The organism is Varibaculum cambriense, assembly GCF_032557235.1.
Taxonomy (GTDB): domain Bacteria; phylum Actinomycetota; class Actinomycetes; order Actinomycetales; family Actinomycetaceae; genus Varibaculum; species Varibaculum cambriense_C.
Genome location: NZ_JAWGMB010000004.1, coordinates 133,018 through 154,612 on the forward strand (window position 1 = coordinate 133,018; position 21,595 = coordinate 154,612).

General features: G+C 52.1%; 19 protein-coding genes. 7 read left to right on the top strand and 12 right to left on the bottom strand.

Features of this window, described 5'->3' with window-relative positions; genetic code table 11:
• The first annotated feature begins 54 nt into the window (after window positions 1–54).
• Window positions 55–3,780: a multifunctional oxoglutarate decarboxylase/oxoglutarate dehydrogenase thiamine pyrophosphate-binding subunit/dihydrolipoyllysine-residue succinyltransferase subunit gene (locus tag E6072_RS04685; RefSeq protein WP_316694102.1), complete on the top strand. Its 3,726-nt coding sequence runs from the start codon at window positions 55–57 to the stop codon at window positions 3,778–3,780.
• A gap of 89 nt (window positions 3,781–3,869) precedes the next feature.
• Here E6072_RS04685 and E6072_RS08850 read toward each other — a convergent pair whose 3' ends face one another.
• The 3 genes from E6072_RS08850 to E6072_RS04695 all read right to left on the bottom strand — a co-directional run bounded on the left by E6072_RS08850 (window position 3,870) and on the right by E6072_RS04695 (window position 5,051).
• Complete coding sequence (locus E6072_RS08850) at window positions 3,870–3,944, bottom strand: 50S ribosomal protein bL37 (protein ID WP_373277209.1); 75 nt, start codon at window positions 3,942–3,944, stop codon at window positions 3,870–3,872.
• 127 nt (window positions 3,945–4,071) lie between these two features.
• A complete protein-coding gene (locus E6072_RS04690; RefSeq protein ID WP_316694103.1) occupies window positions 4,072–4,353 on the bottom strand; it encodes a hypothetical protein in 282 nt (93 codons plus the stop codon).
• The gene (locus E6072_RS04695) at window positions 4,353–5,051 is read right to left on the bottom strand and encodes a sigma-70 family RNA polymerase sigma factor (protein WP_316694104.1); all 699 of its coding nucleotides are present in this window, start codon (window positions 5,049–5,051) and stop codon (window positions 4,353–4,355) included. The genes E6072_RS04690 and E6072_RS04695 overlap by 1 nt, the downstream gene beginning before the upstream one ends.
• A 94-nt stretch (window positions 5,052–5,145) precedes the next feature.
• Here E6072_RS04695 and E6072_RS04700 point away from each other — a divergent pair, with 94 nt between their 5' ends.
• Genes E6072_RS04700 through rsgA form a run of 3 tightly spaced genes read left to right on the top strand, consistent with a single transcriptional unit; the run spans window position 5,146 to window position 7,852 of the window.
• Window positions 5,146–5,532: a hypothetical protein gene (locus E6072_RS04700; RefSeq protein ID WP_316694106.1), complete on the top strand. Its 387-nt coding sequence runs from the start codon at window positions 5,146–5,148 to the stop codon at window positions 5,530–5,532.
• Between the two features lie 3 nt (window positions 5,533–5,535).
• Window positions 5,536–6,864 carry a 3-phosphoshikimate 1-carboxyvinyltransferase gene (gene aroA / locus E6072_RS04705; RefSeq protein ID WP_316694107.1) on the top strand — a complete coding sequence of 443 codons (1,329 nt, stop codon included), beginning with the start codon at window positions 5,536–5,538 and terminating at the stop codon, window positions 6,862–6,864.
• Window positions 6,851–7,852: a ribosome small subunit-dependent GTPase A gene (gene rsgA, locus E6072_RS04710; protein WP_316694108.1), complete on the top strand. Its 1,002-nt coding sequence runs from the start codon at window positions 6,851–6,853 to the stop codon at window positions 7,850–7,852. Before aroA ends, rsgA begins: the two co-directional genes overlap by 14 nt.
• On the opposite strand, the gene hisN is transcribed toward rsgA, so the two are convergent.
• Both hisN and E6072_RS04720 read right to left on the bottom strand, forming a co-directional pair.
• Window positions 7,814–8,605, bottom strand: a complete 792-nt coding sequence (gene hisN, locus E6072_RS04715; protein ID WP_316694110.1) for a histidinol-phosphatase — start codon at window positions 8,603–8,605, stop codon at window positions 7,814–7,816. The genes rsgA and hisN overlap by 39 nt on opposite strands.
• Window position 8,606: 1 nt before the next feature.
• Window positions 8,607–9,365, bottom strand: a complete 759-nt coding sequence (locus tag E6072_RS04720; protein WP_316694112.1) for a type I 3-dehydroquinate dehydratase — start codon at window positions 9,363–9,365, stop codon at window positions 8,607–8,609.
• A gap of 89 nt (window positions 9,366–9,454) precedes the next feature.
• Here E6072_RS04720 and E6072_RS04725 point away from each other — a divergent pair, with 89 nt between their 5' ends.
• Window positions 9,455–10,705, top strand: a complete 1,251-nt coding sequence (locus E6072_RS04725) for an exonuclease SbcCD subunit D (RefSeq protein ID WP_316694113.1) — start codon at window positions 9,455–9,457, stop codon at window positions 10,703–10,705.
• The gene (locus E6072_RS04730; RefSeq protein WP_316694115.1) at window positions 10,706–13,780 is read left to right on the top strand and encodes an SMC family ATPase; all 3,075 of its coding nucleotides are present in this window, start codon (window positions 10,706–10,708) and stop codon (window positions 13,778–13,780) included. It abuts the gene before it with no gap.
• 34 nt (window positions 13,781–13,814) lie between these two features.
• Here E6072_RS04730 and E6072_RS04735 read toward each other — a convergent pair whose 3' ends face one another.
• From E6072_RS04735 to fdxA, 5 genes are all read right to left on the bottom strand, one after another.
• Window positions 13,815–14,510, bottom strand: a complete 696-nt coding sequence (locus E6072_RS04735; RefSeq protein ID WP_316694116.1) for a metal-dependent transcriptional regulator — start codon at window positions 14,508–14,510, stop codon at window positions 13,815–13,817.
• A gap of 16 nt (window positions 14,511–14,526) precedes the next feature.
• Complete coding sequence (locus E6072_RS04740) at window positions 14,527–15,195, bottom strand: vitamin K epoxide reductase family protein (protein ID WP_316694117.1); 669 nt, start codon at window positions 15,193–15,195, stop codon at window positions 14,527–14,529.
• 107 nt (window positions 15,196–15,302) lie between these two features.
• Window positions 15,303–16,643 (bottom strand): citrate synthase, encoded by a 1,341-nt coding sequence (locus E6072_RS04745; RefSeq protein ID WP_316694118.1) that lies wholly within the window; start codon window positions 16,641–16,643, stop codon window positions 15,303–15,305.
• Between the two features lie 102 nt (window positions 16,644–16,745).
• Window positions 16,746–17,912 carry a succinyldiaminopimelate transaminase gene (dapC, locus tag E6072_RS04750; RefSeq protein WP_316694119.1) on the bottom strand — a complete coding sequence of 389 codons (1,167 nt, stop codon included), beginning with the start codon at window positions 17,910–17,912 and terminating at the stop codon, window positions 16,746–16,748.
• Between the two features lie 84 nt (window positions 17,913–17,996).
• On the bottom strand, window positions 17,997–18,323 hold the full coding sequence (gene fdxA / locus E6072_RS04755; RefSeq protein WP_024058741.1) for a ferredoxin: 327 nt from the start codon (window positions 18,321–18,323) through the stop codon (window positions 17,997–17,999).
• A 47-nt stretch (window positions 18,324–18,370) separates the two neighbouring features.
• Between fdxA and E6072_RS04760 the strand changes: the two genes are divergently transcribed.
• Window positions 18,371–18,595 carry a hypothetical protein gene (locus E6072_RS04760; RefSeq protein ID WP_316694120.1) on the top strand — a complete coding sequence of 75 codons (225 nt, stop codon included), beginning with the start codon at window positions 18,371–18,373 and terminating at the stop codon, window positions 18,593–18,595.
• A 25-nt stretch (window positions 18,596–18,620) separates the two neighbouring features.
• Here the strand turns inward: E6072_RS04760 and typA are convergent, their stop codons facing one another.
• Together typA and E6072_RS04770 are read right to left on the bottom strand one after the other, a co-directional pair.
• Window positions 18,621–20,546, bottom strand: coding sequence for a translational GTPase TypA (typA, locus tag E6072_RS04765; RefSeq protein ID WP_316694121.1), 1,926 nt, complete (start codon window positions 20,544–20,546; stop codon window positions 18,621–18,623).
• Between the two features lie 111 nt (window positions 20,547–20,657).
• A complete protein-coding gene (locus tag E6072_RS04770) occupies window positions 20,658–21,431 on the bottom strand; it encodes a general stress protein (protein ID WP_316694122.1) in 774 nt (257 codons plus the stop codon).
• Window positions 21,432–21,595: the final 164 nt, after the last annotated feature.

Consider the following 21,595-nt stretch of genomic DNA (forward strand, 5'->3'; position numbering starts at 1 on the left):
AATAGGCTTAGTATCTTATTGGACACTCCGTCACCATCCAGAAAAGGAAGCGCCATGCCCAATTCGGAAGATCAAGTGGATCATTCGGTAAGCCCGATCAACCAGGAGATCATCGATGATCTTTATGACAAATATTGCGCCGACCCTCTGTCGGTTCCCGAAGACTGGAGAGAATACTTCTCCGCTTTGGAAGCACGCAATGAGCAGATCAAAGAGCCAGAACCCCAAGAAAAGCAGCCTCACAAGGTGAAGGGAACCGGCTCAGCGGTAAGTGCCCGGGACGTAACTCGTTCCGATTTGCCTCCCGCTCCCCCGGTGGCCGCCTCAGAACCGACCTCTCCCTACGTCGCCCGGAAAACGGCTCTAAATCTCGGCCCGGCAGGTGACAGTGATGAGGAAGATACGGTAGAGCGCCTCCGCGGGGTGGCTAAAGCGGTAGTTAAGAATATGGATGAATCGCTGCAGATTCCCACCGCTACTTCTGCCCGCGAGATTCCCGCCAAACTGTTAATCGAAAATCGCAAAGTAATAAATACCCATTTGGCGGCCACTACCGGCGGTAAGGTATCCTTCACCCACCTAATCGGTTACGCCATTATTGAAGCGCTAGTCGAAATGCCATCCATGAACGTCCGCTTTGAAAAGGACGAGGACGGACATGGTTGCATCCGCAAGTTTGCGCATGTCGGTTTCGGACTAGCGATCGATCTTCCCAAGGAAGACGGTTCCCGCTCGCTAATGGTTCCAGTAGTTCACAAGGCCGATACTTTAAACTTCCGGCAATTCATTGATGCGTACGAGGATCTAGTTAAAAGGGCGCGTGCCGGTTCCCTAAAACCTGCGGATTTTGCGGGAGGAACCGTTACTTTAACCAACCCCGGAACCTTGGGTACCAAACAATCAGTTCCCCGGCTAATGACTGGTCAAGGGGCGATCATTGGTGTGGGCGCTACCTCGTTCCCTGCAGAATGGGCCGGGGCCTCACCTTCGCAACTGGCCAACGCCGGCATCGGTCAAATCATGACCATGACTTCCACCTACGATCACCGCGTGATCCAGGGTGCCGGCTCTGGGGAGTTCCTGCGGATTATTGAACAGAAACTTACCGGCCATGACGGCTTCTTTGAGCGCGTGTTCTCCACTTTAGGGGTTGCCCATGCGCCCTATCAGTGGGAACGAGATTTCAACTACGATCAGGTAACAGAAAAAGGTAAACCTGCCCGGATTGCGGAATTAATCCATGCTTACCGCTCCCGAGGACACCTGGCCGCCAATACCGATCCTTTGCAGCAAATCCTGCGCCGCCACCCGGATCTTTCTATCGGATCTTACGGACTGAGCGTTTGGGATTTGGATCGGGTCTTCCCTACCGGTGGTTTCGCTGGCCGCGACACTATGAACTTGCGGGATCTGTTAGAGCAACTGCGCGCCACCTACACCCAGGCTATCGGGATCGAATATATGCATATTCAAGACCCGGTTCAGCGCCGCTGGGTACAAAGCCGCATCGAAAAGCCCTCGAAGAAGCTCTCGAAAGAAGAGCAGATGCATGTACTCAGTATGCTCAATCATGCCGAAGCTTTCGAGACTTTCCTGCAAACCAAATACGTCGGGCAAAAACGCTTCTCGCTAGAAGGCGCAGAATCCCTGATTCCGCTGCTAGACAAGATGCTATCTAGTGCTTCACGCACTGGTGTAAAAGAAATCACTATCGGGATGGCTCACCGTGGCCGCTTGAATGTGCTGTCTAATGTGGCCGGTAAATCTTATGGCCAGATCTTCTCCGAATTTGAAGGCTATCTGGATCCGAACTCTACTCAAGGTTCTGGAGATGTGAAGTACCACCTGGGCACCGAGGGTATTTATTCTGCTGGCGAGGGCGAAGGGGTGCTGGTGTCCCTGACCGCAAACCCCTCCCACCTGGAGGCGGCCAATGGGGTTACCGAAGGTATCACTCGCGCTAAGCAAGATCGCTTAGGGGGTGGGAAAGATGCAGAAAGCCAGGTCATGCCGATCCTTATCCACGGTGACGCCGCTTTTATTGGTGAGGGCGTGGTACAGGAAACCCTGAATATGTCCCAATTGCGCGGTTACCGTACTGGCGGCACCGTGCACATTATTGTAAACAACCAGATCGGTTTTACTACCGGGCCAACTTCGGGGCGTTCTACCCGTTACTGCACCGATTTAGCTAAAGGTCTGCAAGTTCCAATTTTCCACGTTAACGGGGATTACCCGCAAGACGTGGTGAAGGCCGCCATGCTAGCCTTTGAGTTTAGGCAAGAATTCCATAAAGACGTAATCATCGATATGGTCTGTTACCGTCGGCGCGGACATAATGAGGGCGATGACCCCTCCATGACCCAGCCGGTGCTTTATTCACTAATTGATAGCCTGCCCACCACGCGCGAGGTTTATACCCGTAACTTGATTGGGCGCGGAGATTTGAGCGAAGAAAAAGCCCAAGAAGCCTTGCAGGAATACCACGATGACCTGAACAAGATTTTCCAGGAAACCCGGGAAAAGAAAGAATTCGACGCCGAAGAACATGACGATACTACCAATCCTGGCGGGGATACCCGCTGGGTAATGCCTACCTCCCAGCAACCAGGTCAAGGGATGATGATCGGCTGGACTTCGGCAATCACTCGCGAAGAGATAGAGAGGATCGGCCAATCCCAGGTTCGGGTGCCCGAGAACTTCACCCCCCACCCCAAGATCATGAAGGTACTGCAAAAGCGGGAAGTCATGTCGCGCGAAGGCAAGATCGACTGGGGAATGGGCGAAATGTTGGCCTATGGTTCGCTAGTAATGGAAGGCACTAATGTTCGTCTCGGTGGACAGGACTCGCGCCGTGGTACTTTCTCCCACCGTCACGCGGTAATTCACGACTATGAAAATGGGCGCGAATGGACACCGTTGAATTTCTTAACTGAGGAACAAGCAACTTTCCAGGCATTCAACTCTCCACTGTCCGAGTACGCACCGCTAGCTTTCGAGTACGGCTATTCAGTGGAATCTCCGGAAACCTTGGTGCTGTGGGAAGCTCAGTTTGGGGACTTTGCTAACTGTGGTCAGGCAGTTACCGACGAGTTCGTTTCTTCCTCTTTCCAAAAGTGGAATGAACGTTCGGGAGTGGTAATGCTATTGCCGCATGGTTATGAGGGGCAAGGCCCGGATCATTCTTCGGCACGCATTGAGCGTTACCTGCAACTGTGCGCCCAAGAAAATATGTGGGTATGTCAGCCCTCAAATCCGGCGAATAATTTCCATATGCTACGCGCGCAAGCCTATAAGCGCCCGCGTAAGCCCTTGATTGCCTTCGAGCCGAAGCAATTGCTGCGTTTAGCAGCGGCAGCTTCCCCGGTAGAAGATTTCATTTCCGGGGAGTTCAAGCCGGTTATCGGCGAAGTAGACGAGCGGGTAAGACAGCCTTCCCGCGTACTGCTGTGTAGCGGGCGTGTCTACTATGACTTGGTGAAAGAGCGGGCAAAGCGCGAACGTTTCGATACCGCTATCGTTCGGCTAGAGCAGCTTTATCCGCTCCCGGTAGTCGAGCTGCAGGAAGTTCTAAACACCTGGGGAGATTTGCCTCTCACCTGGGTGCAGGATGAACCAGAAAACCAAGGCGCCTGGCCTTTTATGGCCTTGCATCTTTCAGGAGCTATCGGCAAGAGTCTGCAAGTAGCTTCCCGATCTGAAGCGGCCTCTCCGGCAGCCGGTAATTCCAAGTTACACAAAGCGGAGAACGCCGAGCTAATGGAGAAGGCTTTCGCCTAGTTCGCTGTTAAAAGCTTTTGGGGGGTGGTGACTTTTCGTCACCACCCCCCAAAACTTTTACCGCAATGACTTAGCGGTAGCTAAAGCTCTTAGCAGTTGGGCCGTTTGCCGTGGTTGGCGGCACTGGTACGGCGGCTTTTGCGTTTACGTCCACGTTTAGACATCTTTTACACCTTCCCAATTAATAAACAACGTCCCTAGTTTTACATATAATTCTAAGTTTTTGAAAACTGACGATGCTTGCGGAAAACTTATTGAACCAATTCCCCATAAAGTCCAACAATTTTAAGGTTAATCTTCTTGGTAGCGTTGTTCTTCATAGGCAATCTGCATCCCATCCGTTTGCATATATACCGCCAGACTCTCCACAATCCGAGTCCGTAAGGTCGAAGGAGCCACGGTTCCGTGACACAGGCAGCGCCGCAAAGACAAGGAGATGCCGGCAGCTTCGGCCTCTAGGATTTTCCGGCAACAAGGACATTCAGCAATATGGCGTGCCTCATCCTCACTAAGTTCCCGGGACTCCTCCGTGGCATGTCTAAGGGGATCACGCCCACATGGCTGCTCGTTCATTACTTCACCCCGATTCCGTACTCGCGGGCATATTCTGATAGTTCCTCTCGAAGTTGGCTGCGCCCTCGATGAAGCCTAGACATTACAGTACCTAGGGGGATTCCCAGAATCTGCGATATTTCCTTATAGCTGAACTGTTCCACATCCGCCAGGTAGACTACCGCCCGATGCTCATCGGAAAGTTTTTCAAAGGCCGCTTGGATAGTTTCATTCGGAAGTCGCTCCAAAGCGGTAGTCTCGGCAGAGGGCATTCCCTCCCCATGATGCAGTGATTGCGCTACCTGTGCTCGATCAGTTATTTCTCCCGAACCGTGCTCTTGGGGACGTCGGGTTCTTAAACGGTACTGATTGATAAAGGTATTAGTCATAATCCGGTACATCCAGGCTTTTAGATTGGTGCCTGGTTGGTACTGGTTAAACTTACGAAAAGCCTGCATATAGGTATCTTGAACCAGGTCTTCCGCATCTGCAGGTTTTCGAGTAAGTCGCAGCGCTCCTGCATAAAGCTGATCTAGCAATGGTAGGGCTTCTTTGCTGAAACGGTCTGAAAGGAGCACCTTATTATCACCGGCAGCTAAGGGATCTGACTGAGACCCATTCCCGTCCTCGCCAGCAGGTGTATTCCCGTGATCAAGCGCTACCGTTTTAGGTAACGCCGCCGTGCCTGCCAGCTCTGCCTCTAGGATTTCAGTTTCCATTAACTCCATTCTAGCTTGGTTTCAGCAACATTAGTTTGGGTAATTAAGCTCCCAGAAGCTAGAAATAGCCAGCAGCTTAGGTAAGAATAGAAGTATGGCTAAAAGGTATGCACTTTCTCGCGCGCTCATAGCAGCGCCTTTGATGATTGAGGGGATCGACGCGATCCGTAACAGTGACAAGCATGCACGCTTAGCCCAACATCACCTAGAGGTAATGGAAAAGAACGGTTTTCCTCCTCTGACCCAAAGCGATGTGAAAACTATTGCTAAAGTTTGCGGAGTGGCGGTAACCGTATTGGCCTTGCGGATGGCTACTACCCGCCGTTCTCCCCTAGCAACTAGTGCCTTGGTGTTAGCTAACGGGGCAGCTACCATTGTGAACGGCTGGCAGCCAGGTAAGGTTGATGCCTTACGAATTTCGCAAGGTTTAGCGCTCCATGCCGGTCTAATCTCTGAAGTTTTTCCCACTAGACAGGACTAAGTTTTGAGTGTCTGGAACGCGCCCGTTAAAACTACCCCGCTAAATGCGGTAATCTCCCTTCCGCCCTCTAAATCTTTAACTGCCCGCGCCTTAGTGCTAGCGCTATTAGCGGAAGAGCCAACTTTAATAACCAATCCGCTGCACTGCCGAGATACCGACTTGATGATTGCCGGTATCGAAGAGTTTGGTGCCCAGGTAGAGGAGCAAGCGGGAGGACTCCTAATTACTCCTCCGGCACAGTTATCTCCCCAAACCGGGGTTATCGAGTGCGGTCTGGCAGGAACGGTAATGCGCTTCCTGACCCCGGTAGCGTTGCTTAGTGGCCAGCCGGTACGTTTTCAAGGCGATGATGCTGCCAGCGCTCGCCCTATGAAAGGCTTGCTAGATGCCTTAACTCAGCTGGGCGCCAAATTTAGCGATATGCCAAAGCCGGGACATTTGCCTTTTACTATTAGCGGTCAGCTTATTGCCAGTGAGCAACTGCAGCAGCTGCAGATAGATGCTTCTGCTTCTTCCCAATATGTTTCTGCTCTCCTGTTAGTCTCCCCGGCACTACCTTTTGAACTCCAGATAGAGGTTGACTCGGTTTTACCTTCTATTCGTCATGTGGAAATGACAGTAGCGGCAGTAAACGCCTGTGGCGGGCAGATTGAAAACCTGGGTGGAGAAAGCGGAGATTGGAATACTCGCCAGATTCGTCATCTGTGGCGCTGCCGACCTGCCCGCTTACGAGGAGGTGAGCGCCGCATCGAACCCGACTTAACTAATGCCGGACCGTTCCTAGCTGCGGCCATGATTTGTGGCGGGCAAGTTAGTATTCCCCATTGGCCCGCTAAGACTTTTCAACCTGGGGATGCTTGGCGGCAACTGCTAACTCCTATGGGGGCGCGAATTTACCGCTCTCCGGAGGGCAGCTTGGTTTGTCAAGGCAGTGGGGTAATCGGTGGTACCCAATGTGATTTAGAAGCGGTAGGAGAATTAACTCCTACTTTGGCGGGCTTGTGTACCTTAGCAGTGGAGCCTTCAAAACTTACCGGGATCGGGCATTTGCGCGGACACGAAACTGACCGTTTAAACGCCCTCGAAACGGAGATTAACCGCTTGAGTGGTAAAGCTAAAGCAAGTGAAACTACCCTCCGGATTTCTCCGGCACCTTTACATGGTGATTTGGTGCAAACCTATGGTGATCACCGCATGGCCATGTTTGCTGCCCTGATCGGTCTTAGGGTTCCCGGGGTACAAATTGAAGATATTGAGTGCGTAGGCAAAACTTTCCCAGATTTTACTGCGACTTGGGAAGCCATGTTGGCCGGTGCTAATGGCGCGGCGTGATATTGGCACCGACGATCCGCGAGTTAGAGTTCGTCCCGCCCGCTCAAAACCGCGCCGCTCAAAAAAGCAAGTAGATTATTCTGATAGTCCCACCGCTTTTGTGTTCGCGGTAGATCGCGGTCGTATCCACGTACAAATGGGAGACACCAAGCTAGTGGGGGTAAAAGCCCGCGCACTTGGTAGGCACGGTATCGTAGTCGGGGATCAGGTGCGGGTCACCGGGGATTTAAGTGGAAAAAGTGGCTCTCTGGCGCGGATTGTGGAGGTTTTACCGCGAAAAACAGAACTAACCCGCTCCGCTGAAGATAGTCCCGGGGCGAAAGAAAAACCGATGGTAGCCAACGCTAATCAAATGGCGATCTGCACCGCCTGCGCTGATCCTCTCCCCCGTCCGGGAATGATTGATCGGCTATTAGTTGCCGCTTACTGCGCCGGAATCGAACCGTTACTGCTGGTTACTAAATCTGATCTGACCTCACCAGAGCCGCTGCTAGAACTTTTCCGGCCTTTGCAGGTTCCCAGTGTGGTAACCAGTATCGAAAGCGGGGAAGGAATCGATGAGGTATCCGAGCTGCTGGCTGCGCGGGTCAGCGTACTGGTAGGCCACTCGGGTGTAGGTAAATCTTCGCTGATGAATGAACTTATCCCCCAGGCTGACCGCTCCACCGGACACGTTAACCAGGTGACCGGGCGCGGTCGCCACACCTCTACTTCGGTGATGGCACTCCCCTTCCAGAATGGCTGGTTGATTGATACTCCCGGGATTCGCTCTTTCGGTTTAGCGCATATTAGCGAGGACGACCTGTTAGCCGCCTTCCCGGACCTAGCGGAGGTAGCCACCGGCTGTCCTAAACTGTGTGCTCATTGGCAGTCTTCACCGGGGTGCCAGTTGAGCGCGCTGGAAGAAACCGATCCTGCGCAAGCACGGCGGGTAGAATCCTTCCGCCGTCTACTTGCCTCCCAAAATAGTCAGAATCCGTTGATGTAGGTGGGAGTTAGTAGCCAGGGCGTTGCCACTAACGCACCCTTTTTTTCCTTCCAGCGAGGTAAAACGCCCTCCAGCTTCCTCAACGATGGGCACTAATGCTGCCATATCGTAGATTTCTAGTTCCGGTTCGGCTGCGGCGTCAACTACCCCTTCGGCCACCAACATATAGGAATAAAAATCTCCATAGGCACGGGTGCGCCATACTTTTCGAGTCAGCTCCAAGAAGGCCGTCAATTTGCCGCGTTCTTCCCACCCGGACAGGGAGGAGTAGCTAAGGGAAGCATCTTTGAGTTCGCTTATCTTAGAAACCCGATTAGCTTGCGCTTCTCCCTCCTGGAAGGAACGCCACGAACCTACGCCGCGACCTGCCCACCAGCGCCGCGCCAAAGCCGGGGCACTAACTACCGAAGCCACCATTTCTCCGGCAAGTTCCAAACCGATTAGGGTTGCCCAGACTGGAACTCCCCGCACAAAATTTTTGGTGCCATCTATGGGATCAATAATCCAGCGAGCCTGGTTAGCTTCGGCAGCGTTTCCTCCGTATTCTTCCCCGTAAATCAAGTCGTCAGGGCGGGCAGCCGCTAAGGCCTGGCGAATCATTTGCTCGGCACCGCGATCAATATCAGACACTGGGGTCAGATCAGCTTTTTCATACACTTGATAGTCGCGCTGGGTAAAATGCGCTAGCGTATACCGGTCTACCCGGTCTGCGACTTCTAGCAGTAGCCCTACGTCCTCACCAATGTTCCTCATTTTATGATTGTCCCTTTCCGAGCGCGGATAGTACTTCTGCTTGCAAGGAGGCAGTAACTTGTCCCGGGGCGCTGGGTTTTGCTCCCGGCAGCGCCGCGAAAGTAGCACAGTTACCAAATACCCCACCAACTAGGCGGCTAGCGGTGCCGATCTCCCCCATACCCGCAACCAGAAACAGTCGCTGGCCAGCGGTGTCTCGATAATAGTTTTCCATGGCGGTAAAAACTTCTAACAGATGCCGGGCGCTGGTGATTGTGAGCGCCAGTTTTGCTACCTGCGCCCCGCGTTCGTGGGCGGTAGCTAACCAGTCATAGATCTTTTCGCTATCCATTTTTTCGGCTTCCGCGGCCGCAAAATAATGCCGAGAAAGCACGCTCACTACCCCCCGGTCATGGGCATAATTTAAAGCCTCTGCTGCCAAAGAAAAATCGTCCTCGATATCGAGGGCGCTGGCTCCCGCTTTCACCAGCATCTTCATAGTTTCAAACTGGTGGGTAGGAACCATCCGTGAGCCTCCACCCTGATGGACGCTGCGGCAGGTCGCTAGCCAAGGCAGTTTGATAGCGGGAACTACGGCCTCCACAATTTCTCGCAAGTAGGCGGGGTTATGGTAGTCGCGGAGTTGGTCAAGACGCCACTCAACCAGGTCTGCTACCCGCGGGATCCGAGAAATTTGCCCGCGCAGTTCAACCTGGTTTATACCGGTCAGCGGAACAATCAACGCCGGTCGTCCCGAAGAAAACAGCGACTCCTGTGCCATAGTTTCGCCTCCTGGAAGTATTGCTATCTTTAAACATATCGCACCTGAAAGCCTCGGGCCCTAGCCGGTAAATAAGTAAAATCGATTGTATGAAGTTAATCCACACCTCTGACTGGCATGTGGGACGCACCCTTTATGGGGAAGATTTAGCTGCGGCGCATCGCCAGTTTTTTTCTTTCCTTACTCAGCTGGTGCGTGAAGAAAAAGTCCAGGCAGTAATGGTATCTGGAGATGTTTTCGATCGCGCTATTCCCTCGCTGGAATCTTTAGAGATTGTTTCCGGGGCGTTGGCGGAACTAACTGAACTAACCGCAGTGATTTTGACTCCCGGCAACCATGATTCTGCGGAAAGACTAGGATTTTTAGCTCCCTATGTGCGCGGCAACTTATATTTGCGTACCGCTTTAGCAGATATTACCCGCCCGGTGGAAATCTCGGACTCCGGTGAAACCTTGCGGGTTTGGGGAATCCCCTATCTCAACCCCGATATGGTGCGTACCAGCCTTTATGATGGAGCGCTACCTGCAGAAAATCCCGAGTCAACAGTAGATAATCCGGATGAAGATTCCCTTCCGCGCCTGCCACGCTCGCACGAAGCGGTAGTGGCGGCCGCCATGCGCCGATTAGGCAAAGCACAACGCCGTCTTCCTCGCGTTGACCGCACTATGGTTATGGCACACGCTTTCGCCGTAGGCGGCGCGGCCAGTGATAGCGAAAGGGACATCACCGTCGGTACGGTGCAATCGGTTCCCCTGCAAGTATTTGAACGCTACGGGGAGTCCGATCCCGAATCAGCTTCCGATTTAGCGGCACCCGATTATCTAGCGTTGGGACATTTACATGTGCCACAAAAACTGCATACCGACCAATCTGCAGGACGCTATAGCGGCTCCCCGATTACTTTTTCTTTTTCGGAATGCCACACCCCTAAATCGGTGGTGCTATTAGATACTGCTGCCCCGGATCTGGATCCCCAGCTAGTGTCCACCCCGGTATTTCGACCGGTAGGTCGCATCAAAGATTCTTTTGAAAACCTGCTCGCAAGCCCCCGCTATGAAGAATTCACTTCCTATTGGTTGGAAATTACGGTTACTGACCCGGCTCGGCCTGCCCATCTGGTCACCAAGTTAAAGCGGCGTTTTCCCAAAGCTTTAGCTATCTTGCATGAAACTTCCCGGGCAAATCTGGAGGAACAACACCGCTCCCTACGGGTTAATCGCTACCGACCCGCCGCGCTTGCTAAAGATTTTTTTAAGCAAGCACGAGGGGGAAAAGAGCTAACCGAAAGCGAAACTCAACTGGTAGAAGAGATATATGAGCAGGTGCGGGAGGAGAGTTAAATGCGGATTTTAAAGCTTAGCTACGAGGCCGTAGGCTCTTTTGGCGGTAAAGAAACGATTGATTTCACCAAACTGGGTACCGGCTCAGGTCTGTTTTTGATTCACGGCCCCACTGGTTCTGGAAAATCTACGATTCTGGATGCCATTGTTTTCGCCCTCTATAACGATGTGGCTTTGGAATCTAACTCCTCAAAAAGCCGTCTACGCTCCGATTATGCAGGTGATGACCAAATCAGTTGGGTACAGCTAGATTTTGAGGCTCGCGGACAGCTTTACCGGATTTGGCGCACCCCCAAATATGAGCGACCTAAACAACGCGGATCGGGGACAACCTCGCAACCAGCACAGGCAAGCCTGTGGCGTCTGAGCAGTGAGGATGCGGATCCGGGCGATGCGATCGCCTCGCAACCGCGAACCGTAAATGAGGAGTTAGCTACCCGCATACTGCCTTTAACTAAATCCCAGTTTTTGCAGACCGTGATTTTGCCCCAGGGGGCTTTTTCTCGTTTCTTACGAGCATCCTCCGATGAACGCCAAGAGATTTTGCAACAAATTTTTGGCACCCAAATCTTTGAGCGGATGCAAAAAGAATTCACTGAGCGCGCCCGGCAGGCGGAAACTAATGCTCAAGCAGGCTCGACAACTATTGTCAGCAAGCTAGAGATTTTCGCTGATAACTGGAATAAATTGGCGCAATCGGTGGGTAGTTCCCGCAGCGAGTTGGAAACTTTGCACAATAGCCTTAGATCTTTGCCGAAAGTTTTAGACGAAGATTTAATCAAATCTTGGGAACCTTACTACCCGTTGCCAGCCGCGCACTCTTACCAGTGGCTAAATACCCAAAGGCAGCAGGTAAAAACCGCAGGAGCCCGCTACCGGGCGGCTTTAGAGAAAAAGGAAGCAGCAAAAACCCTCAGGGAAGACTTCCAGGAACTTACTCGCCTATTAGCGGAAGAAAAAGAGCTTCAGGAATGCCAGCAAGGCGTAGAAACTAATCGAAAACAAATCGCACTTCATGAGCGCGCAAAACTAGTAGATGCCGAAGTCAAGGAACAACTGCGCTATCAAGACAACTTAGCTACCGCGAAGGCGCAACTGGTATCAGCTCTACAGACTTCTCCCGCGCCTTTTAATACTTGCCCGATACCTGCCTCAGATACTTCCCTAGACAACCTAAGTGCAAAGGTAGCCAAGCAACAGGAAGAGAATTCTAAAGAGCTGGGGTTACTGGCGCCACTGATTGAACGACAGAAAAAACTCCAGACCCTAGAAGCTGCCGCCAACAATGCTCGCAAAGGGTATATAGAACATTCCCGAGCGGGGGCCCAAGCTGCTAAAGAGTTCACGCTGTTAGCACCCCAGTTGCAGACGCTACAAATTCGGCAGCTGCGCCTAGAAAAACAACAACTAGGTTTCGAGGACGCCCGGCAAAAACAGCTCCAGTTACGTCAATACGAGGGGGAACGCCAACATTTCTTGCAAGATTTTAAACGCTTTCGCAGCGAAGTCAATGAACTTCCGGCATTAGAACAAGAGGTGGCGACCAGGGGGGCGGCCGCTGTCGAATATGAGCGCGATTTTTTCGTGGATTCGGCGATTCTTTTGGCTTCTCACCTGGAAGCGGACACTCCCTGCCCGGTTTGTGGTTCGCCCTCACATCCTAATCCTGCCCTGGGGAATGCGAATGAGGAGCGATCCCTCAGCGGATTAACCAATCTAAAAGAGCAGTTAACGGGGGCAGAGGCTACTTTACAAGAAAAAAAAGACCAGCTAAGAAAGGAACGTGACCGTTTGCGGGATGAAATCCAACGACTCCGGCAAAGCTGGCCTGGAAACGCACAAACGATTGACTCCCAAGTGGCCTACCTGCAGGCGCAAGCAAAAGAGCTAAAAGCTGTATACCGACAGTTAGCTAAGATAGAAAAACAGGCTCAGCAGTATCGGGATTTGGTACGAGCCTCGGTTAATGGCGCGAACCTAGAAAAGAATAAGTACCTTAACGCGCGGAACCAGATTCATGAAATTACCGCCGAAGTTACTGCTTCCGGGAAATCAAGCAACCTTTTGGATCGCCAACGCAGCCTAAGTGAAGACCAGAAGAAACTGGCTTTACTGGTAAAGCACCTGACCAGCACCAAGGAAGCCCTAGGGAGCCTATCGCAAGCGCGCCAACGTTTAGAGAAAGCTTTACTTGGGGCGCATTTCCCGGATGTTCAAGCGGCGCAAGCTGCCCTGTTGGATACAGATAAATACCAAGAATTAAAAACTGTCGTACAGCAATGGGATCAGGCATTTCAGACCAACCAGGTAAAGCTGAAGGCTGACCGAATGCAAAAACTGAGAGCCCCAGACTTTGCACTGCCAGATTTAGGAGCCCTAACGGAAAAAGCCACTGCCCAGGCAGAAATTTTCCAAAAGAAACAGGCGGAACTAGCGAAAGTTCAAGAGCAATTGAAGACGGTGGAGGCCACGGTAAGTGACTTGCAATCCGCTGCCGCCCAATATTTAGAGTCTATTAGCGATTCTGCCACCCTAATTGCCTTCGCAAATCTAGCCAGAGGTGAAGAAAGTTCCGCGCTGCGCGCCCCCCTAGCTACCTGGGTGCTCTTAGATCGTTTCGAAGAAGTTTTAAGTGCCGCCAATCCGTATTTAGGAAATATTTCTGGAGAACGCTACCAGCTTTCCCGTAGCGACTCTGAATCTTCCCGGCGCCGTAACCAGGCATTATCCCTGGCAGTCACCGATAACTCTTCCGATAAAGTGCGTGAAATATCGGCCTTATCGGGCGGTGAGCTGTTTTATTGTTCCCTCTCGTTAGCCCTGGGACTTGCCGAAGTGGTAACTGCGGAAGCTGGTGGAATAGAAATCTCTTCAATGTTTATTGACGAGGGTTTTGGTACTTTGGATACCAGTAAACGCGAATTAGTAATGGAGGCGCTAAAAAATACTTCCGCTTCTGGGCGAACTGTGGGGTTGATTAGTCACGTGGACACGTTACGCGGTGAAATCGCGGATCAGATTCAGGTTATCGCCGCAAAAGAAAAAGGATCTACCTTAAAAATTATCGGCAACTAGCTAGCACGCGAAGAACTAAGATAGCACCGGCAGATTAGGAAGTAACCCAAATTGCTGCTACCGCCGGTTTACCCAAGGTAATTTCTTTTCCCGCTACCTGTAGGCGCATTATTCCAGCTTCCGGAATATTTTCTAAGGGTAGCAGCTGGCAACCGGGAACTACCCCCACCGATTCTAAGAAGCGCAGTAATTCGGCCTGGCTATCTTTAATGCGGGCCACGGTTACCGGGGTATTTAAGGGAGCTTGCCCCAGCGGCACCATCGAAACTTTAGGTAAGAGCCCCTCACTGGTGGGTATGGGATCTCCATGGGGATCCACCTGCGGACTGCCCAGCGCCTGCTCCATGGCCGCGATTAATTTATCGGAGGCGGCGTGTTCTAGTTCTTCTGCTTCCGCGTGGACCTGATCCCAGGGATAACCCAGTTTCTGGTGCAGATAAGTCTCGAGGATGCGGTGTTTTCGCACCATTTTTAACGCTAACTTTTCCCCTTTTTCTGTAAGGGTAATCCCCCGGTAGGGAACGTGAGTGATCAGCCCCAACTTGTCTAAACGGCGCACATTTTCAGAGGCAGTAGAGGGTGCTACCCCCATTTTTTGAGCCAGTCCTGATACTGACAGGGAGCTTCCTCCCCATTCGGTAGCTCCTAAAAGACGCTTTAAATAGTCTTGCACTACCCGCGAGGTTGCCGCCTCGTCCCCGGTCTGCTCGGAAATTGATTTCCTGTCCATCGTTTTAAACCTTAGGTCACAGACGGAAAATCTGCAGACCAAATACTGCGAATAGCACCGCAACAATTGCCGCTATGCAAAGCAGAGCACCTAACCACCAGTACCCTACTAACAGGCGGCGCGCGCCCTCTAGCGGGCGAGTAGGACTTGCCCCTGTTCTTACCCAGAGCGCATAGGATAGCCAGGCGAGAAAAATAGTTGCCAGCCAGGTTAAGAAGCAGTAAGGGCACAGGGAACGCAGCTGAAATACCGAGGTCGCCAGGAAGAACAGCACCGCTCCCAAACCGGCGCTGGTTCCTAAAACAAAAACCATCAGTCCCCATTTAGGCAATCTTCCTCCACACAGCAGGTAGATTCCCGCTGCGCTGAGCACTGCAAACAGTACCATCCCAAAAATGGAATTGGGAATCCCGAAGAGAAGATGCCCGGCCGCCGAATCCATGGCACCCCGACAATCCACCACATTATTTATCGAACAACCTAGTCCCCGTTCTGGCTGGGAGCGGTGAATTATTTCGGTTCGCCATAACTGCCACGAAGCCACCAGTCCTAATAGTGAAAAAAGCAGAACTTCCAGACTGGCCAGGCGAGGAATTCGTCCGGCGCGCATAGCCGGGGACGGAGAAAGAGGATCGGAGTAAAATGCCAGTTCATTTGCAGATAACGATGCAGCGTTCTCGGCCATTAATCCTCCTACCCTAAATCTGATCAATAATCTAGCATATCGATGAACTGTAAAACGGGTGAGGCCGCTACCGCGACCTCACCCGCATTCTGGCTAAATAGAGGTTACTATTTTGCTTCCCGCATCCGCAGCGGCACATAGTCACGCTGCGGTTCACCTTGGTATACCTGGCGCGGACGCCCGATACGGGTCATAGGATCATGCAGCATTTCTATATATTGGGAAATCCAACCCGGCAGACGCCCGAGGGCAAATAGCGGGGTAAACATCTTGGTGGGGAAACCCATAGCGGAATAAATCAGACCGGTATAAAAGTCAACGTTCGGATAGAGTTTACGTTCAATGAAGTAATCATCCGAGAGAGCAACTTCTTCCAGTTCCATCGCTAGATCGAACAGGTCATTGTTTTTACCCATCCGATCCAGAACGTTATGCGCCTGTTCCCGCACGATTGCTGCCCGGGGATCATAATTTTTATAGACGCGGTGGCCAAAGCCCATCAGCTTTACGCCCTTTTCCTTATTCTTAACTTTTTCCACGAATTCGGGAATAGAAAGCTGGTTGTCGCGAATATTAATCAGCATCCGCAGCACCGCCTCGTTCGCACCACCATGGAGCGGGCCAGAAAGAGCCCCCACCCCGGCAGCAACCGAGGCATACATATTGGCATTCGAAGAACCGACCAACCGCACGGTGGAAGTGGAACAGTTCTGTTCGTGATCGGCATGCAAAATAAAGAGTACTTCTAAAGCTCTGATAATCGCCGGATCAATATCGTAGGACTGATAGGGTAAACCAAAGGTCAAGCGAATAAAGTCCTCTACATAGGAACGCTCATTATCGGGATACAGTAGCGGCAGACCCGCCGCCCGCTTTGCGATATACGAGATCATAGTCGGTACTTTCGCCAGCAACTGCACGGCTTGAATATCCTGCAGCTCCGGATCATGTACATCCGCGAAGGTTTCTTCGTAATAGGTAGCCATCCCGGCAATGCCACCTTGCAAAATCGCCATCGGGTGCCCATTTGAGGGAAAGGCAGTAAAGAATGCTCGAAAATCTTCATGCAGCAGGCGTTGACGTTTTACTCGGCGTACGAACTCGTCTAGTTGCGAGGGCGTAGGTAGTTCCCCCCTGATGAGCAAATAGGCAACTTCCAGGAAACTGGAGTGATGTGCCAGCTGGTCAATTGGGTAACCCCGGTAACGTAAAATCCCTTTACCACCGTCAATGAAAGTCACTTTCGAGGTACAGGAAGCAGTAGTGGAAAAGCCCGGATCAAGCGCCACTAGCCCGGTTTGATTACGCAGCTTGGAAACATCGACGCCTTGATCACCACAGGTGGCTTGTACGGGTGGGAACTCGATGGTTTTACCCCCGACCTCCAACACTCCCGGTAACCGACCGGAGTCATTGAATTCTGGGGTGTTATTTTGATTTCCTACCATTATAATAACCTTCCCTAAAAGGGAGACTTATGCCTTCCCACTATCACTCTATAGGACTTAATACCCTTAAGAATACAACCTTTTTTAAAGACTTTACCATTTTTAGGCAAATTTCACTAAACGTTTGGCAGTCTCCTGAATTTCGTTATCGCTAACGCACAGAGCCACTCGCACATGAGATCCTGGCCGAGCGTTGTAAAAACTTTCCGGGGCTACTATCAGCCCCAGATGCGCCATACGCTCTAACAAACGCCAATCTGCTCCGCTACCGGGAGCCCCCAAATGCGCATTTTCATCGGCTTTGTCCGCGGGATCAAAAGTCCATAGGTAAAGCCCGGCCTCGCATTCCTCTGCAATTTTAAGTCCCGCCTGTTCGAGCGCCGCCACCAACACTTTGCGCCGCTGAGCATAGCGTTCCACTTGTTCCTTAACCTGTGAGCGTTCCGATAATACCTGCGTTAATGCGGTCTGTACCGGAGCGGGCATTATCTGTCCGCAGTGTTTGCGCACCGCTAGCAGCGCTGAAATCAAAGCCTGATCCCCCGCCACAAAAGCCGCACGGTAACCGGCCAGATTTGATTCCTTTGACACCGAATAAACCAGTAGCAGATTCTCGCTGCTGCCCCCACAGATATCTTCTTGCAACAGCGACGGTGCCGGTCCTTCTCCCCGGTAGGTTAATTCGCTATAGCACTCATCGCTGGCAACCACAGCGCCTACTTCTCGCGCCCAAGAAACAACTTCCCGCAGCCACTTCTTTTCCGCCACCCAACCGGTAGGATTCGCGGGAGTATTTATCCACACCAACGAGGCGTCGCGTGGCCAGGTGGAAATATCATTGGAAACCGCGATCCCTTGGGCACCGGCAAGTCGGGCACAAATATCGTAAGTGGGGTAAGCGATTTCGGGGAATAAGACCTTATCTCCCCTGCCTATTCCCAATTGCCAGCCAAGAGAAGCAATAAGTTCTTTAGACCCGACCGTCGGCAGACAAGAGTCCTCATTTATGCAATTGATTCCCCTCTCGCGCGCCCAGCCCACAATGGCACGCCGCAGCTGGATACTGCCGGCAACTGCAGGATAACCCGGACTATCCGCACCCGCCTGCAGCGCTGCTTTCGCGCTATCTGGACAATCATCAATCGGGGTTCCGATAGATAAATCTATGGCTCCCCCCGGAAAAGCGGCGGCAGCATCCCGGTAGGGGGTTAATAAATCCCAGGGAAAAACTGGCAGGTTTAGCGAACGCGGCAAATCACTGTTCTTCATGCATTCACCCTATGACGGCCGCCTGAGCTCCAACCGCCACGTCCACAGGTAAAAACAAAAACCGAAACGCGGCACAGGAAACTATTATTCCTCGCGGGCAGGTAGCTTCTCGATCATAGGATCGTCATAGCCGGTGGCGCCCACACTGGAGGCTCCTCCCGGAGATCCCAAGCCCTTAAGTTCGAAAAAGTCTACGTTAGCGCGATAGTAATCTGCCCATTCTTCTGGCAAGTCATCTTCGTAGAAAATAGCTTCCACCGGACATACCGGTTCACAAGCCCCACAGTCTACGCATTCTTCAGGGTGAATATAAAGCGAGCGTTTTCCCTCGTAAATACAATCTACGGGACACTCATCGACACAGGCTTTATCCTTAACATCTACGCAGGGTTCAGCGATTACGTAAGTCATATATTCTCCTTAGGTTCCGATATTGCTAGTATCTCACTATGAAGTTTGTGGGCAATCAGAAACCGCCACCACGCCTGCCTTGGCTATCTTGGAAAGTAGGCGAACGGGTAGTTTTGCGCCGGAGAGAAGCAGACGGACTCTATGATGCCCTCGGGGAAGTTTTGGACGTAAGCCCTGATAGCGTCACTATTTTGACCCGAAAAGGACCGGTGTGCGTCCCAGCAGAAAAGATGGTCACCGGGAAAAGGGTTCCTCCCCCGCCGAAAATCTAGCCACCCCGAATGACTTAAAAATCACCTATTCTCCGCGTTCTTGACGGCGTCTGCGGGAGGCAATTTTGAAACGATCCTGCGCACTTAATACCACTTTGCGAATCCGGATCTCTTCGGGGGTAACTTCCACGCATTCGTCCTCGGCCGCAAATTCCAAAGATTCCTCCAAGGTAAGTACCCGAGGAGGTACCAACCCCTCAAAGGCATCGGCAGTCGAAGAGCGCATATTGGTTTGCTTCTTTTCGCGAGTGATATTGACATCCATATCCTCCCCGCGTGGGTTTTCTGCCACTACTTGCCCCTCATAGACTTCGCTGCCCGGTTGAATAATAAAGCTTCCTCGTTCTTGCAGCTGGATCAGGGCATAGGGAGTGGATTTTCCGGCACGATCTGACACCAAAGAACCGCTTTGGCGCCGGGTAATTGTGCCTTGCCAAGGGGCGTAACCGTCAGCAATAGAAGAAGCAATCCCCGATCCGCGAGTCTCGGTTAGGAACTTAGAACGGAAGGAAATAAGACCGCGAGCCGGAACCCGGAAAATCAGGCGCACCCAGCCGGTACCATGATTCGACATAGTCTGCAGTTTCCCTTTACGCGCCGCCATTAGCTCGGTGACTTTACCTAGGTAATCTTCGGGAACATCAATGGTCATTTGCTCCATCGGCTCATAGGTTTTCCCGTCAATCTCTTTGGTTACCACCTGAGGTTTACCGGCAGTTAGCTCAAATCCTTCCCGGCGCATCTGCTCAATCAAAATTGCTAATGCCAGTTCTCCCCGCCCTTGTACTTCCCAGGCGTCCGGGCGTTCGGTGGGCAGTACTTTCAAGGACACGTTCCCGATGAGTTCGCGATCTAGGCGATCTTTAACTTGCCGCGCCGTGAGTTTGTGCCCTTTAACCCTGCCTGCCAGCGGAGAAGTGTTGGTACCGATAGTCATCGAGATAGCAGGGTCATCTACTTTTATCAGCGGTAGAGGCTGAGGATTATCTAGATCCACCAAGGATTCCCCAATGGTGATTTCTGGAATGCCCGCTACCGCCACAATATCTCCGGCGTGGGCTTCCTCGACGCTTTTACGTTCCAAACCAAAAGTGGCTAGCAACTCAGTTAGCTTCACATCGGTGATTGAGCCGTCGTGGCGTGCCCAACCTACGTGTTCTCCTTGCCGCAAAGTACCGTTGTGAATCCGCAGCAAAGCCAGGCGTCCTAGGAAGGGCGAAGAATCCAAGTTAGTAACATGAGCAGCCAAGGGAGCATCCGGGTCGTATTCCGGTCCAGGAATCCGGTTAATAATGGCATCGAACAGATCGTGGAGGTCGCTTCCTGGCAGTTCCCCGCGAGCCGGTTTTACCCAGGAGCAACATCCAGCTTTTGCCGAACAATACAGCACCGGAACATCCAGCAAGGAATCTAAATCTACTTCTTCGCCCTCGTCAACCAGGTCTTGCGCTAAGGCCAATAGCAGGTCAACGGTTTCAGTTTCCACTTCTTCTATCCGAGAATCTGGGCGGTCAACCTTATTAATTACCACGATCACCGGTAGACGAGCAGCCAACGCTTTGCGCAGTACAAATCGAGTTTGCGGCAGGGGGCCTTCGGCCGCATCTACCAACAGCACTACCCCATCAACCATCGAGAGAGCGCGCTCTACTTCTCCCCCGAAATCAGCGTGCCCGGGGGTGTCGATCACGTTAATGGTGATACCTTCACTCACTCCCACATTTTGCGCAGCTTTACCCGCATAGTGGACGGCAGTGTTTTTCGCCAGGATAGTGATCCCTTTTTCCCGTTCCAAATCGCCAGAATCCATCACTCGTTCGCCGGTTTTTTCTACGCTGGCATGGTCACCGAAGGCACCCGATTCCCAGAGCATTTTGTCTACTAAGGTAGTTTTTCCGTGGTCTACGTGGGCAACGATTGCCACATTTCGTAAATTCTGGCGAACCTTCATCCGCGCCTCCTTATTCGGTTCCAAGCGTTAACTCGGGCATGAAAAAACCGGCGGGATTAGGGTCGCAGCGCCGGAACTTCCTTAAATATACCCCTGAGGCCTCTACCAGTGCTAATGAGCGTCGTTTAGCTCACTGTTTTCGGGATCCACCTGTCCGGTTTGCCCCTCTAGGGGCTGCCCGGCTAGATCTTTCGCATCCGTTTTAGGAGTTTGCGGAGCTGCTACTTTAGGGCTACGCGAGCCAGTGGCGGGATCCTGCTCGTTTTCCTGTGTCTGCTGCGCCCGCAGTTGCTTGCGAGCCTGCGGACTAAGGCGCACCCCGAAACGCGGACGCTCATCAAGGCGGGATCCGAACTGGGTAGGGCCATCATCTACGTGGCTAGGGACATCCTGTTCTACTACTGCCGCTTGGAAGCGAGAATCATCCAAGAGGTGACGCCGGGCAATATAGTAATCGGCAGCGGTCATTAGTACGTGCTCTTGTCCGGTGAGGGAGGAGGCATAGGCGACCGGATACCCGGCATCTGAAGAGCGAAACGCCCAGGCAACTAGACGCTCAATTGCGGTCAGAAGTGCGAAAGCTGCAATCACTAGGGGCGCAAAAACCGCCCAGGAAGGTTTCCAAAGCACAAATAATAGTGCAAAGAAAATTCCCATCATCAGGCCACGAGAAAACCCAGCGAGGAGAGCCTTCGGCCAAGTGACAATCCCAACTACTTGATTGGAACGAGTTAGCCCGCGTTCTTGTACCAGAAGTTGCTGCAGTGGGAAATCTTTGGTTTTTAAGTAATTAATGGCTTCTTCTACGTCTTCTTTCGAGGAAAAGATCGCTAAATCCTGCCCCTGGGAAGCTGCGGTTACCGTGCGATTTAGAGGAAAAGCCATAGCCTAAGTGTCTATTGAGTATCAACGCATTGCAAAACTAATGCCCGTAATGCCCGTAAATTCTGCCGCCGGCGAATCCTGCTACCCCGCTTGACCTGCTAACAGACGGATAGTTTCCGCTAAAGAAATCACTGCAAGTTGGCTTAAATCTTACCTGCTGGAAT